Here is a 14,856-nt window from a genome sequence, read left to right on the forward strand (position 1 = left end):
CAGCGCGTATTTTACAAGATTTATAAGAGAAAATCGAATGGAGAAGCAGAATGAAAAATAAATATTATATGAAATTGACAGGGAAATATCTGCTCCGCATGGTGACACTTCTCATAGCAGTCAGCATCATCAGCTTTCTTCTGGTCAGTATGTCTCCGGTTGACCCGGTGCAGCAGTATGTGGGAGCAGTGCCAAATGTGAGCATGGAACAGAGGGCAAAGATAGCGGAATACTGGGGGTTAAATGACCCGCCTGTGGAACGCTTCTTTGCATGGGCAAAGTCGGTGCTGCATGGAGACTTTGGAGTGTCTCTGATCTACCGAAGGCCGGTGCTGGATATCATCAAAGAAAAGTTTGTCACTTCTCTGGCTCTCATGGCGGCTGCCTGGCTGTTTTCGGGGATCATTGGATTTACCGTGGGCTGTGTGATGGGAGCATTTCACGGGAAAGGACCGGATAAAGTCCTGAAAAAGGTCTGTCTGATCATGTGTTCCATCCCGACTTTCTGGATCGGCATTGTGTTTCTTATGATTTTTTCCGTGAAGCTGGGATGGTTTCCCATGGGAATGAGCGTGCCGAAAGGCGTTCCCACGGACCAGGTGACCGTACTGCAGAGGATCCACCACCTGATCCTGCCGGCTCTGACCTTGAGTTTTCTGTCTTTTGCCAATGTGGCGCTTCACACAAGGGAAAAATTAGTGGATGTGCTGGAAAGTGAGTATGTTCTTTTTGCAAAAGCCAGAGGAGAATCCGGGTGGAGTATTTTAAAAAGGCATGGTCTGCGAAATATTATGCTGCCGGCTGTGACTATGCAGTTTGGTTCCTTCAGTGAATTGTTCGGAGGCTCTGTGCTGGCGGAAACGGTGTTTTCCTATCCGGGTTTAGGTGCCGCGGCTTCTGCGGCGGGTATGGGGTCTGACGTGCCCTTGCTTTTAGGGATCACCCTGTTTTCGGCACTCTTTGTCTTTGTGGGAAATATGCTGGCAAATATAATATACGGGGTTGTGGACCCGCAGATAAGGGAGGGATACATAAATGAGTGATATGACCGCAGTGGTGTCCGGTGTACGGGGAAGAAGGACGAGAGTGAACCGGAGGACCAAAACGATTATTTTTGCAGCGCTGATTTTCCTGGTGATCCTGGGGGTATATCTGTCAGGGGCTTTTTTAAGTGATGACCTTATCCAGGCTGATTTTTCCCAAAAAGCACTGAAACCCTCTTTAGAGCATCCCTTTGGAACGGATCTTCTGGGGCGGGATATGCTGGTGCGTACCATAAAAGGGCTGTCTGTCAGTATATCTGTGGGCATGATCGCGTCAAGTGTGAGTGCGGTGATCGCTTTGTTTGTAGGTGTGGCAGCAGCCACGGGACGTTCCTGGCTGGATCACTTTATCAATTGGCTGATCGATCTTGTTATGGGAATTCCCCATACAGTTCTGCTGATCCTCATTTCCTTTGCCTGTGGAAAGGGGCTGAAAGGCGTTCTGATCGGGGTGGCAGTCACCCACTGGACAGGACTTGCCCGTATTATAAGAAGTGAGGTTCTCCAGATACGCTCCCAGCAATATATAGGTGTGTCAAAGAGACTGGGACATTCAAGCTGGTGGATCACGGTCCACCATATTCTGCCTCATATGGTGCCCCAGTTTATCATAGGCCTGATCCTTCTCTTTCCCCATGCCATCATGCATGAGTCGGGACTTACATTTTTAGGGTTCGGCCTCTCACCGGAGCAGCCTGCCATAGGGATTATTTTGTCGGAATCCATGAAATATCTGTCATCGGGCATGTGGTGGCTTGCGTTTTTCCCGGGTCTAATGCTTGTGATCATTGTGCTGCTCTTTGACCGTCTGGGAGAAAATATGAAGAAAATATTAGATCCGTACAGCGCACATGAATAGGAGTAAAACATGAAGAGAGAAAAAATAGAGAGAGAACCGATCCTGAAGGTGGAGGACTTATCCGTAGCGTTCCATATGTATGACAGGGGACTGGAGCAGTATGACCTGAAGGTAATATCTAACTTGAGCCTGGATGTGAAACCGGGGGAGATTGTAGCCATCGCCGGCTCCAGCGGTTCCGGAAAAAGCCTTCTGGCACATGCCGTTATGGGAATCCTGCCGGAGAACGCAGCGGTTACGGGAAAGGTCATATACAGGGGAGAGTGTCTTGACCAGAAGAAGAAGGAGGCACTCAGAGGTACGAAGATTGCTCTGGTGCCCCAGTCTGTAGCCTATCTGGATCCCCTTATGAGAGTGGGAAAACAGGTGACAGGCAGTGACAGCGGTAAAGACAGGAAAAGATCCCAGAAAGAGATTTTCAAGAGATTTCATCTGGATGAAAAGGTAGAGAGATATTATCCCTTCCAGATATCCGGGGGAATGGCAAGGAGAGTCCTGGTGTCAACGGCTGTTATCAGCAACGCCTCCCTGATCATAGCGGACGAGCCTACACCCGGGCTGGATCTGGAGATGGCACTGGAGGCACTGAAGATATTCCGTGAGCTGGCAGATGAGGGGAAGGCCGTGGTGCTCATCACTCACGACATTGATCTGGCCTTTAATATTGCGGACAGGATTGCCGTGTTTTATGCGGGTACCACAGTAGAGATGGCAAAGGCTGAGGACTTCAGGAGAGGGATGCAGGAACTGCGTCATCCCTATTCCAAGGCGCTCTGGCAGGCCCTGCCCCAGAATGGATTTCAGCCGATCCCCGGATTTCAGCCCTATGCCAAATATCTGCCAAAAGGCTGTCTCTTTTCTCCCAGGTGTCCCCACAGAACAGAAGAATGTGAAAAAGATATCCCCATGAGAGAGATCAGGGGAGGATATGTGAGGTGTATACATGCGACTTGAAGCGAAAAATTTAGGATTCCGCTATACAAATGGGCCGTGGATACTGAAGAATGTAAACTTTTCCATAGAAGAAGGAGAACGCGTGGGCCTGGTTGGACCAAGCGGTTACGGCAAAAGCACTCTGGTAAAGCTTCTGGGAGGTTATCTGGAACCCTGTGAGGGGGAAATCCTGTTGGATGGAAAGCCTATGGAGAAGGAGGGAATCTGTCCGGTCCAGCTCATTTACCAACACCCGGAGAAGGCTATCAATCCGCGATGGAAGATGAAGAAAGTTCTGGAGGAGTCAGGCATGTTCCGGGAGGAGGTGCTGTGTGCACTGGGAATTGAGAAGGAGTGGCTGGAGCGGTATCCTCGGGAACTATCCGGCGGAGAACTGCAGCGGTTCTGTGTGGCGCGCTCTCTGTTTGACGGAACCCATTTTCTGCTGGCGGACGAGATGAGCACCATGCTGGATGTGATCACCCAGGCACAGATATGGAATCTCATGCTCCATGAGGTGGAAAAGAGAAAAATAGGGCTGCTGGCAGTCACACACAACATGGCTCTGGCAGAACAGGTGTGTACCAGGAACATAAATCTGGCGGAGGTGAATCATATAAAATCTACAGAGGAAAGCAGGTGTAAAAATGGATGTGAATATGGTACTGTTTGATGATTTTGAGGCCATGGATGTATTTGGGCCGGCAGAGATACTGGGGAAACTGCAGAAGTATTTCCACATCCGTTATCTCTCTGTGTCCGGGGATGTGATAAACAGTGTACAGGGAGCCAAAATCTGGACAGATTTCCTGATCCCCGAGGAAATAGAGGGAATCCTGCTGATCCCCGGGGGAAAGGGAGCAAGGCGGCTGCTCTGGCAGGATGAGCGCACTTTGAACCTGGTGAAAAGAGCCGCAGAGAATGCGGATACCTGTATGATGGTGGGCAATGGTTCCGCGATCCTGGCACAGACAGGGCTTCTGTATAGGCGGAAGCTGGCAGACTGTCCTCTTGACAAGAACTGGAACAGGATGTTCACGGCAGGGATCGAGAGGATAGAAGGGGCCAGAGTGGCGGCTGACGGAAAATATTATTCCTGCAGCAGTACGGCTGCAGGCCTTGATATGACACTCTGGATGGTGGCAGATCAAATTGATATTGACGTGGCGGCAGAGGCTGCCCGGCAGATGGGATATGCCTGGGATCCGGCCGGAGGGGAAGAGATCTATTGCTGAAAAAGGCGGGCAAAGTGAGAAAGGATCTGTGCGATGAGAGAGGATAAAAAAGATACAGGGACAAAGTATGACAAGAGCATGGTCAACCGTCTTGCCAGGGCTTCCGGCCATCTGAAGTCCATACGAGGTATGGTGGAACAGGGCCGTGACTGCAGCGAAGTCCTGATCCAGCTTGCCGCTGTGCGCTCAGCTGTCAATGGCGCGGGAAAGGAAGTCCTGAAGCAGTACATGGACGAATGTATTGAGGAAGCATTGGAAAAGGGGGACGAAAAGAGCCTGGAGCGGCTGAACAAGGCCCTTGATTCTTTCCTGAAATAGAATTCCCGGAGAGAGACGCCAAGGAGAGAACCCCGGGATCGGGAAATCGGGTGTGAAAAAACTGCCGGAAGGGAAGGCGAAAGCTCTTTTTTATTTTTAACCCAGGGGGCGGCTTGCGGGAAGCAATCAGGTGTTATATGATGATATCACGGTTAATCTTCCTCCAAAAGTTGACCGGAAAATTTACAGTATTGGCTTTTGTGCCGTTCCCTCCGCTTATTAACGGCACGTGAAGTCTGATTTGAATTCACAGACACTCCAAGTTCAAAAAGCCGCATCCTAACGCCGGGATGCGGCTTTTTGCATGTCATTTTTAAACACGGTCTTGTAATATAAGGGCAGAAATGGTAATATTTTAGTAAGGTACAATATTGAACAGAGTTCTTATATACGGAACAAGCGGTGCCGCCATGAATATTAGGAGGGAAACCACTATGAGTGAAGAGAAAGAGATCAAGGTAAAGAGCCTGCAGAAGGCTCTGGAGATTCTGGGATGTTTCGTGGAAAAACAACCTCTGGGTGTAACGGAGATCAGTGAAAAGCTGGGATTATACAAGAGCAACGTGCATAATATTTTAATGACCTTTAAGGCCATGGACTATCTGGAGCAGGATCCGGAGACCGGCAAGTTCAGGCTGGGAACAGCTGTGTTCACCCTGAGCCGTGCGCTGAGGGAGAGCCTTACCATTACCCGGGTGGTGCTTCCTTATATGCACCAGATCGCAAAAGAAGCGGGAGAGCTGGTATATCTGGCCATCCCACATGAAGACGAGGTAGTGTATCTGGAAGGTATCTATCCGGAAGGCCAGATGCTGCCCGGCAGATCAGTGACAGGAGAGCGCTCCAAAATGTACTGCACCAGTGTGGGGAAAGTCATCCTTTCCCATATGCCTGATGAAGCGGTGGAGGAGATCCTGAGCCGTGAGAAAAAAGCCTTCACAGATTATACGATCACGGATAAGGAGAAGCTGTGGGAGGAAGTCAGGAACGCACGGAGGGACGGCTATGCAGTGGATAATATGGAGAACACCTTCGGCGTCAAATGTGTGGGGGTGCCTCTGTTGAATCATTTAGGAAAAGTGGAAGGCGCCATAAGTATCAGCACTCCGTCTCTGCGCATGGATGATGAGAAGCGTGACATTTTTGTACAGATCCTCAAGAGGTATGCCAATGAGATTCAAAGACGTCTATAGAAAATAAAGAGCGGAATTTGGATAGTTTGCACAAAAAAGAAAAAGATTAAAGTAAGATATTGAAAAAACAAACAAGGTGTGATATGCTCATATCATAAAAAAAGAACGAAGTTCTTAAATACAGAACGAATAGTAAAAAGAAATAATATAATTACTCGGCGAAATGCCGAGTAAAAAAATTAAAACTATAAAGAACGAAGTTCTGTAATAGAGAACAGATTAAAAAATGGGAGGATTTTTACAATGGCAAACAAACCGTATTTAGTAGTGGAATGGAACGACACAGAGACAGATGCAAAGGGATGGATGTGCGCATACAACTTCGTTAATCATTATTGCGGAGGCGGAACAAGAATGCATCCGACGGTTACAAAAGAGGAGGTTATCCGTCTTGCAACGACTATGGGGTACAAATATAAGGCATGTGAATCCCTCACAACAGGCGGATGCAAAGCGGGGATCGCATATGACTATAAAGCACCGGATGCCCTGGACGTTCTGAGGCGTTTCCTGACTGCTACCGCACCGGTGATCAATGCAGGTGTTTCCATCGGCGGAGATTTAGGTGTGGATTACTCCGACGTTTTAAGGATCTTAGATGACCTGGGAATCGGTATTCCCCAGACAAAGGCCATGAAGGAAGATCCTGATATCCATCAGGGTATCGTAAATCATGACAGAGCAGAAAAAGAACTGACCTACGACGGTTTCAAAATGTATGATATGATCACCGGCTACGGCGTTGCGGCGGCAGCCGATGAAGCTTGGAAGATGAAGGGCGGCAAAGAAGGCGCGTCTGTTGTTATCCAGGGATTCGGATGTGTAGGCGCAAGCTGTGTAAACTCCCTGAACAATATGGGCTACAAGGTTGTGGGCATCGCTGATGTAAACGGATTGGTTTACTGCAAGGACGGCCTGGATATTCCCAAGCTGGTAGCTACCAGACTTCCAAAAGGTGAGATGAACAAGGAAGCTTTTGAAGATAATTATGAGATCTATCCGAACAGCCAGTGGCTGGAAAAAGAATGTGATATCCTCATTCCCGCAGCTCTGGAAGATGTGATCAATAAAGACAATGCTGACAAGATCAAAGCATCCCTGTTAGTGGAGGCAGCCAATATCCCGACCACACCGGAAGCAGACGAGATCCTCCGTAAAAACGGTGTTGATGTAGCCGTTGACTTTATTTCCAATCTGGGCGGCATCCGTATCTATGAAGCGGTTATCTTCCGCCTTGTAAAGATCGAAGATATGAGTGATGAGGATGCGGCAGCAGCTATTGTGAAAGACACAGTAGACTTGATCCGCAAACAGACACGCCGGGTATTTGAAGAGTCCAAAAAGACAGGTGAATTCACCCGTGACGTAGCCAGAAGGCTGTTCACACCGGACAAATCCGACACTCCGGATATGTAATCCGTTATTCTGCTGGATAGGGTGGGGATGCGAAAAAAGCATCCCCATTCCATGTATATGGAGGTTTTTATGAATTCTAAAGTGAGAAAATACCTTACGGTCATAACACTTGGCCTGGCAGGAGGTTCCATCTATTTTCTGCCCTACGTGAAATACATTTTTTATGACGCACAGCTTGCGGCCATGCATATGAGCAACACCCAGTCCGGCCTGCTGCTCACCATGTACACGGTGGGAAATATGATCCTCTACATACCGGGCGGTATCATTGCTGACAAAGTATCCCCGAAAAAAGCACTGATGATCTCCCTTCTGAGTACATCGGCACTTGCCTATTTATATGCCTTTACCATGAACTTTAAGATCGCCATGTTCATCTGGATGGGACTTTCCTTCAGCACGGCTTTTGTGTTCTGGTCCGCGCTTATGAAAGCTGTCCGTATTATCGGAACAGAGGAAGAACAGGGATTCATGTATGGCCTTTACTATGCCTGCAACGGAATCACGGCGGCCCTGACCAACACACTGGCCCTGAATATTTACAAGACAGCCGGCGGAGATATGGAACAGGGATTCTTCCGCGCAGTTTTAGCCGGCGGTTCTGTGGCGATCCTTGCAGCGGTTCTGCTGTTCTTCCTTATGAAAGACAGTGACAAACAGGAAGAAAAAGCCGGCGGCGGGGAACCGAAATTCAACATGGGTGATGTGGGAAAACTGCTGAAAAATCCGGTGGTATGGATCGTTTCCTTTACTATCTTCTGCGGATACGGATTTTATACCAGCATCTCCTATTTCAATCCTTATCTGACAGAAGTGATAGGTGTATCCCCGGAAAGCTCCGGATTTATCTCCATTGTCCGTAACTATCTGCTTCTGCTGCTGGCTCCTGTGGGAGGCATCATTGCAGATAAAGTATTTAAGTCCACATGTAAATGGCTCTCCACGGCATTTATCATACTGGCAGCTCTGTTCGGAGCGGTTCTTATCCTGCCCTCCGGCATCAGCCCCATGGCAGCCAGCCTGTATACCCTGATCCCGGGAGCATTTGCCATGATGATGTACGGAGTTGTGTTCTCCACAGTCAGTGAAGCGGGAATCCCCAGAGTGATGACAGGAACCGTGATCGGAATCGCGTCTATTATCGGCTATCTGCCGGATTCCATCTACTCTGTGCTCTTCGGAAAGTGGCTGGATTCTTTTGGCGGCACAGGATACAATTTTATCTTTGGTTTCCTTGCAGTCTCAGGACTGGTGGGCGCCACACTTGCAATGTTGATCTACAGACACGGTAAGAAAGCAAAACAGGGAAATGCGGTCTGATGCGCGGCTCTTGACGGTACGCGAAAAAGACAAGGAAAGCAGTACCCCCTGTGAATGATCATAGAAAGGAAAATGAAATTATGGGAAAAGAAAAAGTTTACACCAATCCCGTCCGCTGCAAAGGCTGCGGTTATTGTATGAATGCGTGTCCCCAGGAGGCCATCCGGGAATCCGGCCATGTGAATGCCAAGGGGTACAATACGGTTGAAGTGGATGCAGAAAAATGTGTGGTATGCGGCATGTGTTACCGCGTATGCCCGGACTATGTATTTGAAATACGATGAGGGAGGTTCATTATGGGAAAAGTATTATTTAAAGGAAATGAGGCTCTGGCAGAGGCGGCACTGGCGGCCGGATGCCGCTTCTACAGCGGATATCCGATCACTCCGCAGACAGAGATCCTGGAATATCTCTCCTGGAGAATGGAAGATGTGGGCGGTGTATTTATCCAGGCAGAGTCTGAACTGGCAGGCGTAAATATGGTATTGGGGGCATCCGCAGCAGGCGCAAGGGCGCTGACCACATCTGCAGGCCCCGGATTTTCTCTGAAACAGGAGGGGATTTCCTATCTGGTGGCAGCAGATCTTCCGGCTGTGATCGTGGATGTTATGCGTATCGGCACAGGCTTGGGAGATATTGCCCAGGGGCAGGGAGATTACTGGCAGCTCACAAGAGGCGGCGGTCACGGCGATTATCACACACTGGTACTGGCACCTGCGTCTGTCCAGGAAAATGCAGATCTGATGGTGGAAGCTTTTGATCTGGCGGAGAAATACCGTCATCCTGTTCTCATTGCCTCCGACGCGGCTATCGGGCAGATGATCGAAGCTGTGGAAATCCCCGAATTCAGGGAACACGACATCGACAAATTTGACTGGAGTATCAAGGGCTGTGAAAAAGGCTGTGAGCAGCGTAAGATCCAGAATGTTTATTACACCCATCCGGATTATGAGAATTACCTGAGAGAAAAATACGATGACATGGAGCGGGACGAACAGCGCTTTGAGAATATCCAGGTGGAAGACGCAGATCTGGTACTTGTGGCTTATGGGATCAGTTCAAGGGTATGCCGTGAGACAGTTGAGCTTGCAAGGGAAGAGGGCCTGAAACTGGGGCTTATCCGTCCCATTACCCTGTGGCCGTTCCCGGTAAAAGCCTTTGAGGAGGCAAAGAATGTAAAAGCCTTCCTCACAGTGGAGATGAATATTTTAGGTCAGATGACAGACGACGTGCGCCTGGCTACCGGCGGAAAATATCCGGTTGACCATTTTGGTTCTATTTTCGAGATTCCGGAATCTGACGGAATCATTGCTAAAGCAAAAGAAATGCTGAAAAAGGAGGGAGTATAATATGAGACTGGTAGCTCCTGAAACCGTAACATTTACGCAAAGCGGCTTCTGTCCCGGATGCGGACACGGCCTGGCAGTCCGTCTGATCGCTGAAGTAATGGAAGAGATGGGCTTAAGTGAAAAACTTCTGGCTGTGGTAGATGTGGCCTGCGGTTCTTTAAATATTGATTCCTGGAGATTTGACACAGTTATGGCAGCTCACGGCCGTCCCGTGGCCACAGCGGTAGGCATCAAGAAAGTACGCCCGGATAACCCGGTGCTTGCCTATATCGGTGACGGCGCAGCGTACTCCATCGGCATGGCGGAGACGATGCACACTGCACTGAGAAACGACAATGTGGTGACTGTAGTCATCAACAACAGCTTATACGGCATGACCGGCGGGCAATGCGCACCCACATCTCTTCCGGGCCAGATCACCACTTCCACACCGAGAGGAAAAGATCCCGAAAAAATGGGAATGCCTTTCAGAGTTGAGCAGGCATTTACAGGCTTTGACATTGCCTACCTGGCAAGAGGGACCATGGCAGATGCCAAGGGGATGATCCAGTGTAAAAAATACATCAAAAAAGCCTTTGAAAAACATATGAAGGGCCAGGGATTCTGTCTGGTTGAACTGCTCTCCCCGTGTCCCACAAACCTGAACATGACTCCTGTAAAGAGCATGGAGCACCTGAAAAATGAGATGGAAAAATACTTCCCTCTGGGTGAATTTAAAGACAAAAAGGAGGAGGAATAGACATGGCAAAAGAAATTATTTGTGCCGGATTCGGCGGACAGGGAGTGCTGACAGCCGGAATGCTGCTCATCAATGCCGGCATGGAACAGGACAAAAATGTGTTATTCTATCCCTCCTACGGTTCGGAGATGCGGGGCGGAACTGCCAATTGTACGGTAAAGATCAGCGATAAGCTGATCGCCAGTCCGGTATCCAAGCACCCGGATATTCTGTTCACCATGAACACTCCGGCTATTGATAAATTCGAGGAGCGTCTGAAACCCGGAGGGCTTCTGCTGGTGAACTCCTCCATTGTACCGGAGGACAGAACCTACAGGGAAGATATCACGGTAGTAAAGATTCCCGCCACAGACATAGCCGCGGAAGTGAAAAATCCTAAGGGTGCCAACCTGGTCATGCTGGGAGCACTGGCTGCCCACAGTGATTTGTTTACGATCGAATATATGGAAACAGCCATTGTCTCCTTTTTTGAAAAAAAGGGAAAAGGCAAATTCAATGAAAAGAATGTAGCCTGCTATCGCCGTGGGGTGGAAGGTAAATAATAAAGGGGTTTGAGCAGGAGGGCGGAATTGGCCGCCCTCTCACAGGAGGTAAAAAACTATGGATTTGACAAAACTGCTGAAACCGAAGTCCGTAGCAGTCATCGGTGCCAGTGAGAAGGAAGGCTTCGGCGGTGATGTGTGCCGCAATATCCTTACTTATATGGAAGACAGAAGCCATGTATATTTTATCCATCCAAAGCGTGACCAAGTATTTGGAGTTCCCTGTTATAAGAGCGTATCGGATGTGCCGGGAAATGTGGATATGATGGTCATTTGTACTTCCCAGAAAACGGTTATCCCGCTTCTGAGAGAAGGCGCGGCAAAGGGCTGCGGCGGTGCGGTGGTATTTGCCAGCGGATATGGTGAAGTGGGGACGGACCAGGGAAGAGCCAATGAAAAGGAACTGATGGACACAGCAAAAGAGCTTGGGATCGCTGTTATGGGTCCAAACTGTGCGGGATTTGTCAATTATGTGGACAATGTGCAGGCCTTTGCGTTTATCTCTGACAAGAGAGACAGAAAAGGCAGTGTGGGTGTGGTATCCCAGAGCGGTCAGCTCTGTCTGTCCCTGATGGACTGCCCCGGCATGCGTTTTTCCTACAGCATATCAGCCGGAAACGGAAAGATCGTCCAGATGGAGGATTACATGGATTTCCTGGTTGAAGATGAGAATACCAGGGTGGTCAGTGTTTATATCGAAGGTGTTAAGAATGCGGATAAATTTGCGGCTGTTCTAAAAAAGGCCGCGGACAAGAGAAAACCTGTTGTCATTTTAAAAGCGGGAAGAAGTGCCAAGGGCGGCGCCATTGCTGCCTCCCATACAGGAAGCCTTTCCGGTTCCGATGCGGCCTTTGAGGCTGTGCTGAAAAAGTTCGGAGCGATCCGTGTGGATGACCTGGAGGAGCTGATGGCCATGTCCCTGATGCTCTCCACTTTAAAGCAGATGCCGAAGCAGGCCACATTCGCGTCTATGAACCTCTCAGGGGGGGAGACAGGGATCTGTGCCGACGTGGGCAGCTTAAACGGTATCGAGTACCCCGATTTTGCAGAGGAGACGCTGGCCTCTTTAAAAGAGCAGCTTCCCTCCTACGCATCACCTAACAATCCCCTGGATATGACGGCAAGCCTTTCCTATGACGCGGACCTGTACGCAGGAGCGCTGCGGACTGTAATGGATGACCCCAATATCGGTATGGTCCTGATCGGCTACACACTGCTTCTGGATATCGCAGACCCGGCTATTCACTATATGTATGAGGGAATTGAGAAGGTTGTAAAAGAAAAAGGGGATAACTGCAAACCCATTGCCATGATCCCTTTTGCAGAAAATACCAGGAACCCGGAATACCAGGAAAAGCTGTTTAATATCGGTGTGCCGGTACTTCCCCCTACGGTCTATGCATTTAAGATACTCCGCCATCTGGCTGATTTTATTTCCTATACACCGGATAATAAGAGCCTGAGCCTTGCGGTAGGACAGAAGAAGAGCAATGAGACATATGCTCTGTCTGAGCATGACAGCAAGAAAGAACTGGGCGCCTACGGGGTTCCGGTTCCCAAGGAAGTCATTGTCACCTCTGCAGAGGAAGCGGCAGAATTTGCAAAGAATACAGAGGAAGCCCTTGTCATGAAGGTGGAGTCCGCCGATATTCTGCACAAAAGCGATGTGGGCGGTGTGAAGCTGAATATTCATGGTCCTGAAGAAGCAGTTCGGGCATATAATGAAATTATGGACAGTGTGTCATCCAAGCGTCCTGACGCAAAAATTAATGGGATATTAACAGTTCCCATGTTAAAATCAGGAGTAGAGATGATCATTGGTGTGAATAACGACCCGCAGTTTGGTCCCATGGTCATGGTGGGAATGGGCGGCGTGTTCGTTGAGGTGTTCAGGGATGTGGCATTGTACCCGGCTCCGATCAGCAAAGCGGAGGCCTTAGACATGCTCAGATCACTGAAATCTTTTAAATTATTGAACGGATATCGCGGCGGGGCCAAATGTGATATAGACGCTCTGTGTGATACCATTGTAAGTATTGCTGATTTCGCCAGTGCAAACAGGGATACCCTCAAAGAGCTGGATATCAATCCGCTGTTTGTATACCCGGAAGGGGAAGGAGTAGGTGTTGCTGACGCCCTCGTTGTCAAATATGGCAGCTTAACTTGACGGAATGATCGGCATCCATAAAGGAGGGACACGATGTGAAACTGTTTGAGAAGATTGAAAAGAAGGTTTTCATCCCGGCTGTGGTGATCCTGGCAGTCATTATTATTCCGCTGTATCTGGCACCGGAGATTTCCAACCAGATAATTTCAAGCGTATTTGAGTTCTGCACAGGAAGACTGGGTTTTCTGTACCTGCTTGCCTGCCTTGTGTCTTTTGGATTTTTGATCTGGCTGACAGTGAGCAGGCACGGGAATGTAAAGCTGGGCAGCGCTGAGGATAAACCGCAGTATTCCAACGTTTCCTGGATCGCCATGCTTTTTACTGCGGGTGTGGGAACGAGCATCGTGATCCTGGGCTTTCTGGAGCCGATCTATTATGTGAGCGGCCCTCCTTTTGATCTGGAGCCATTCAGCAAGCAGGCGTATGAGTATGCGCATATGTACGGGCAGTTCCACTGGGGACTGAGCGCCTGGGCATTCTATAATCCGGCTATTATTGCCACGGCTTATATGATGTTTGTCCGGAAAAAACCGAGTATGCGCCTGAGCGTTGCCTGTGAACCTGTACTCAAAAAGCAGTCCAGGGGATTTGTGGGAAACGTGATCGACATGCTGGTCATCTTTGGCATTGTGGGGTCTATTTCCACATCTCTTGGGATTGGAGCGCCGGTACTTTCTGTGATCATACGGGAGGTATTCGGAATTCCGCAGAATTATGACTTTGTTGTGCGTATTGTAGTATTGGTCATCTGGGTCTGTATCTTTGGAACCTCAGTGTACCTGGGATTGGATAAAGGGATCCAAAAGCTCAGCAATATAAATGTAGTGCTGGCGTTTGTCTTTATGGCGATTGTACTTTTTGTGGGACCGACAACAGATATCTTCAAAATGGAAATAAATTCTCTTGGTCTGTATGCCTCTGATTTTGTCAAAATGAGTACATATACGGACCCCTTCGGAAGCGGGAAATTTACGCAGGAATGGACCGTTTTCTACTGGGGATGGTGGCTGGCTTTTATGCCTATGATGGGAATGTTTGTGGGACGTATTTCCAGAGGGCGCACCATAAGAAATGTCGTGTGGGGACAACTCATATGGGGAAGTCTGGGCTGCTGTGTAAGCTTTATGATATTCGGAGGATACTCTTTGTTTCTGCAGGAGACAGGCAGAGTGGATTTGGCATCTATTCTCCAGAGCCAAGGCCAGAGCGCTGCCATTGTGGCAATTCTTCGGACTTTGCCTATGCCGAAGCTCATGATGATATTTTTATGCATTGTCTGTTTTGTATATCTTGCAACGACAATTGATTCCTGTGCCTATGTTCTGGCCGGGACCACCATGAAGCGTCTGAAGGGAAATGAGGAGCCTGCCAGATGGAACAGGATATTCTGGGCAATTCTGTTCTGTCTTTTGTCGATCGGCCTAATGCTGATCGGAGGACTGGAGGCGGTAAAAACCATTTCCGTACTCACAGGGCTGCCGCTGATCGCGGTGCTGATCCTGCTGATCGTTTCTGTGAAGAAAATGCTTACCGGGGAAGATAAAAGCAAAAAGGACGGCAGTGCCGAAGGTGAGCCTTTAGAGTTATCTAAGCCGGAGCAGGAGAAGAAGATACAGACGAAAAACTGAAATTTTTTCAAAATTATCCCCTGGGGTGGCTTGTAAAACGGGTGGTGGTTAGCTATGATATAGACATAGCCGCATCCTCCGCAAACTGCGGCTCCAAATGGATTTGAATTCACG

General features: G+C 48.9%; 15 protein-coding genes. All 15 read left to right on the forward strand.

The window, feature by feature from the left end:
* Window positions 1-50 precede the first annotated feature (50 nt).
* The 15 genes from BLCOC_RS08490 to BLCOC_RS08560 all read left to right on the forward strand — a co-directional run bounded on the left by BLCOC_RS08490 (window position 51) and on the right by BLCOC_RS08560 (window position 14,742).
* A complete protein-coding gene (locus BLCOC_RS08490) occupies window positions 51-1,043 on the forward strand; it encodes an ABC transporter permease (RefSeq protein ID WP_029469839.1) in 993 nt (330 codons plus the stop codon).
* Window positions 1,036-1,902, forward strand: a complete 867-nt coding sequence (locus BLCOC_RS08495) for an ABC transporter permease (RefSeq protein WP_115625016.1) — start codon at window positions 1,036-1,038, stop codon at window positions 1,900-1,902. Before BLCOC_RS08490 ends, BLCOC_RS08495 begins: the two co-directional genes overlap by 8 nt.
* A 9-nt stretch (window positions 1,903-1,911) precedes the next feature.
* On the forward strand, window positions 1,912-2,856 hold the full coding sequence (locus BLCOC_RS08500; RefSeq protein WP_174717649.1) for an ABC transporter ATP-binding protein: 945 nt from the start codon (window positions 1,912-1,914) through the stop codon (window positions 2,854-2,856).
* A complete protein-coding gene (locus tag BLCOC_RS08505; RefSeq protein WP_115625017.1) occupies window positions 2,846-3,508 on the forward strand; it encodes an ABC transporter ATP-binding protein in 663 nt (220 codons plus the stop codon). The genes BLCOC_RS08500 and BLCOC_RS08505 overlap by 11 nt, the downstream gene beginning before the upstream one ends.
* A complete protein-coding gene (locus BLCOC_RS08510; protein WP_115625018.1) occupies window positions 3,483-4,070 on the forward strand; it encodes a DJ-1/PfpI family protein in 588 nt (195 codons plus the stop codon). Before BLCOC_RS08505 ends, BLCOC_RS08510 begins: the two co-directional genes overlap by 26 nt.
* 33 nt (window positions 4,071-4,103) lie before the next feature.
* Window positions 4,104-4,388 (forward strand): metal-sensing transcriptional repressor, encoded by a 285-nt coding sequence (locus tag BLCOC_RS08515; protein WP_018593585.1) that lies wholly within the window; start codon window positions 4,104-4,106, stop codon window positions 4,386-4,388.
* A 434-nt stretch (window positions 4,389-4,822) separates the two neighbouring features.
* Window positions 4,823-5,581, forward strand: coding sequence for an IclR family transcriptional regulator (locus BLCOC_RS08520; protein ID WP_115625019.1), 759 nt, complete (start codon window positions 4,823-4,825; stop codon window positions 5,579-5,581).
* Between the two features lie 243 nt (window positions 5,582-5,824).
* Entirely contained in the window at window positions 5,825-6,997 is a 1,173-nt protein-coding gene (locus BLCOC_RS08525; RefSeq protein ID WP_029469832.1) for a Glu/Leu/Phe/Val family dehydrogenase, read from the forward strand.
* A 69-nt stretch (window positions 6,998-7,066) separates the two neighbouring features.
* On the forward strand, window positions 7,067-8,317 hold the full coding sequence (locus BLCOC_RS08530) for an MFS transporter (protein WP_029469831.1): 1,251 nt from the start codon (window positions 7,067-7,069) through the stop codon (window positions 8,315-8,317).
* Between the two features lie 80 nt (window positions 8,318-8,397).
* Window positions 8,398-8,601, forward strand: coding sequence for a 4Fe-4S binding protein (locus BLCOC_RS08535; RefSeq protein ID WP_018593581.1), 204 nt, complete (start codon window positions 8,398-8,400; stop codon window positions 8,599-8,601).
* A 12-nt stretch (window positions 8,602-8,613) separates the two neighbouring features.
* Complete coding sequence (vorB, locus tag BLCOC_RS08540; protein ID WP_115625020.1) at window positions 8,614-9,666, forward strand: 3-methyl-2-oxobutanoate dehydrogenase subunit VorB; 1,053 nt, start codon at window positions 8,614-8,616, stop codon at window positions 9,664-9,666.
* Between the two features lies 1 nt (window position 9,667).
* A complete protein-coding gene (locus tag BLCOC_RS08545) occupies window positions 9,668-10,405 on the forward strand; it encodes a thiamine pyrophosphate-dependent enzyme (RefSeq protein WP_018593579.1) in 738 nt (245 codons plus the stop codon).
* Window positions 10,406-10,407: 2 nt separating this feature from the next.
* Window positions 10,408-10,947: a 2-oxoacid:acceptor oxidoreductase family protein gene (locus BLCOC_RS08550; protein WP_018593578.1), complete on the forward strand. Its 540-nt coding sequence runs from the start codon at window positions 10,408-10,410 to the stop codon at window positions 10,945-10,947.
* Window positions 10,948-11,005: 58 nt separating this feature from the next.
* On the forward strand, window positions 11,006-13,114 hold the full coding sequence (locus BLCOC_RS08555; protein WP_115625021.1) for an acetate--CoA ligase family protein: 2,109 nt from the start codon (window positions 11,006-11,008) through the stop codon (window positions 13,112-13,114).
* A gap of 35 nt (window positions 13,115-13,149) precedes the next feature.
* Complete coding sequence (locus tag BLCOC_RS08560) at window positions 13,150-14,742, forward strand: BCCT family transporter (protein ID WP_115625022.1); 1,593 nt, start codon at window positions 13,150-13,152, stop codon at window positions 14,740-14,742.
* Window positions 14,743-14,856 lie beyond the last annotated feature (114 nt).

This window comes from Blautia coccoides (assembly GCF_034355335.1).
Lineage (GTDB): Bacteria > Bacillota > Clostridia > Lachnospirales > Lachnospiraceae > Blautia > Blautia producta.

What these genes read in the sequence shown, in the direction of transcription:
- BLCOC_RS08490 (WP_029469839.1), top strand. Translation starts at nt 51, where the DNA reads ATGAAAAATAAATATTATATGAAATTGACAGGGAAATATCTGCTCCGC.
- BLCOC_RS08495 (WP_115625016.1), top strand. Translation starts at nt 1,036, where the DNA reads ATGAGTGATATGACCGCAGTGGTGTCCGGTGTACGGGGAAGAAGGACG.
- BLCOC_RS08500 (WP_174717649.1), top strand. Translation starts at nt 1,912, where the DNA reads ATGAAGAGAGAAAAAATAGAGAGAGAACCGATCCTGAAGGTGGAGGAC.
- BLCOC_RS08505 (WP_115625017.1), top strand. Translation starts at nt 2,846, where the DNA reads ATGCGACTTGAAGCGAAAAATTTAGGATTCCGCTATACAAATGGGCCG.
- BLCOC_RS08510 (WP_115625018.1), top strand. Translation starts at nt 3,483, where the DNA reads ATGGATGTGAATATGGTACTGTTTGATGATTTTGAGGCCATGGATGTA.
- BLCOC_RS08515 (WP_018593585.1), top strand. Translation starts at nt 4,104, where the DNA reads ATGAGAGAGGATAAAAAAGATACAGGGACAAAGTATGACAAGAGCATG.
- BLCOC_RS08520 (WP_115625019.1), top strand. Translation starts at nt 4,823, where the DNA reads ATGAGTGAAGAGAAAGAGATCAAGGTAAAGAGCCTGCAGAAGGCTCTG.
- BLCOC_RS08525 (WP_029469832.1), top strand. Translation starts at nt 5,825, where the DNA reads ATGGCAAACAAACCGTATTTAGTAGTGGAATGGAACGACACAGAGACA.
- BLCOC_RS08530 (WP_029469831.1), top strand. Translation starts at nt 7,067, where the DNA reads ATGAATTCTAAAGTGAGAAAATACCTTACGGTCATAACACTTGGCCTG.
- BLCOC_RS08535 (WP_018593581.1), top strand. Translation starts at nt 8,398, where the DNA reads ATGGGAAAAGAAAAAGTTTACACCAATCCCGTCCGCTGCAAAGGCTGC.
- vorB (WP_115625020.1), top strand. Translation starts at nt 8,614, where the DNA reads ATGGGAAAAGTATTATTTAAAGGAAATGAGGCTCTGGCAGAGGCGGCA.
- BLCOC_RS08545 (WP_018593579.1), top strand. Translation starts at nt 9,668, where the DNA reads ATGAGACTGGTAGCTCCTGAAACCGTAACATTTACGCAAAGCGGCTTC.
- BLCOC_RS08550 (WP_018593578.1), top strand. Translation starts at nt 10,408, where the DNA reads ATGGCAAAAGAAATTATTTGTGCCGGATTCGGCGGACAGGGAGTGCTG.
- BLCOC_RS08555 (WP_115625021.1), top strand. Translation starts at nt 11,006, where the DNA reads ATGGATTTGACAAAACTGCTGAAACCGAAGTCCGTAGCAGTCATCGGT.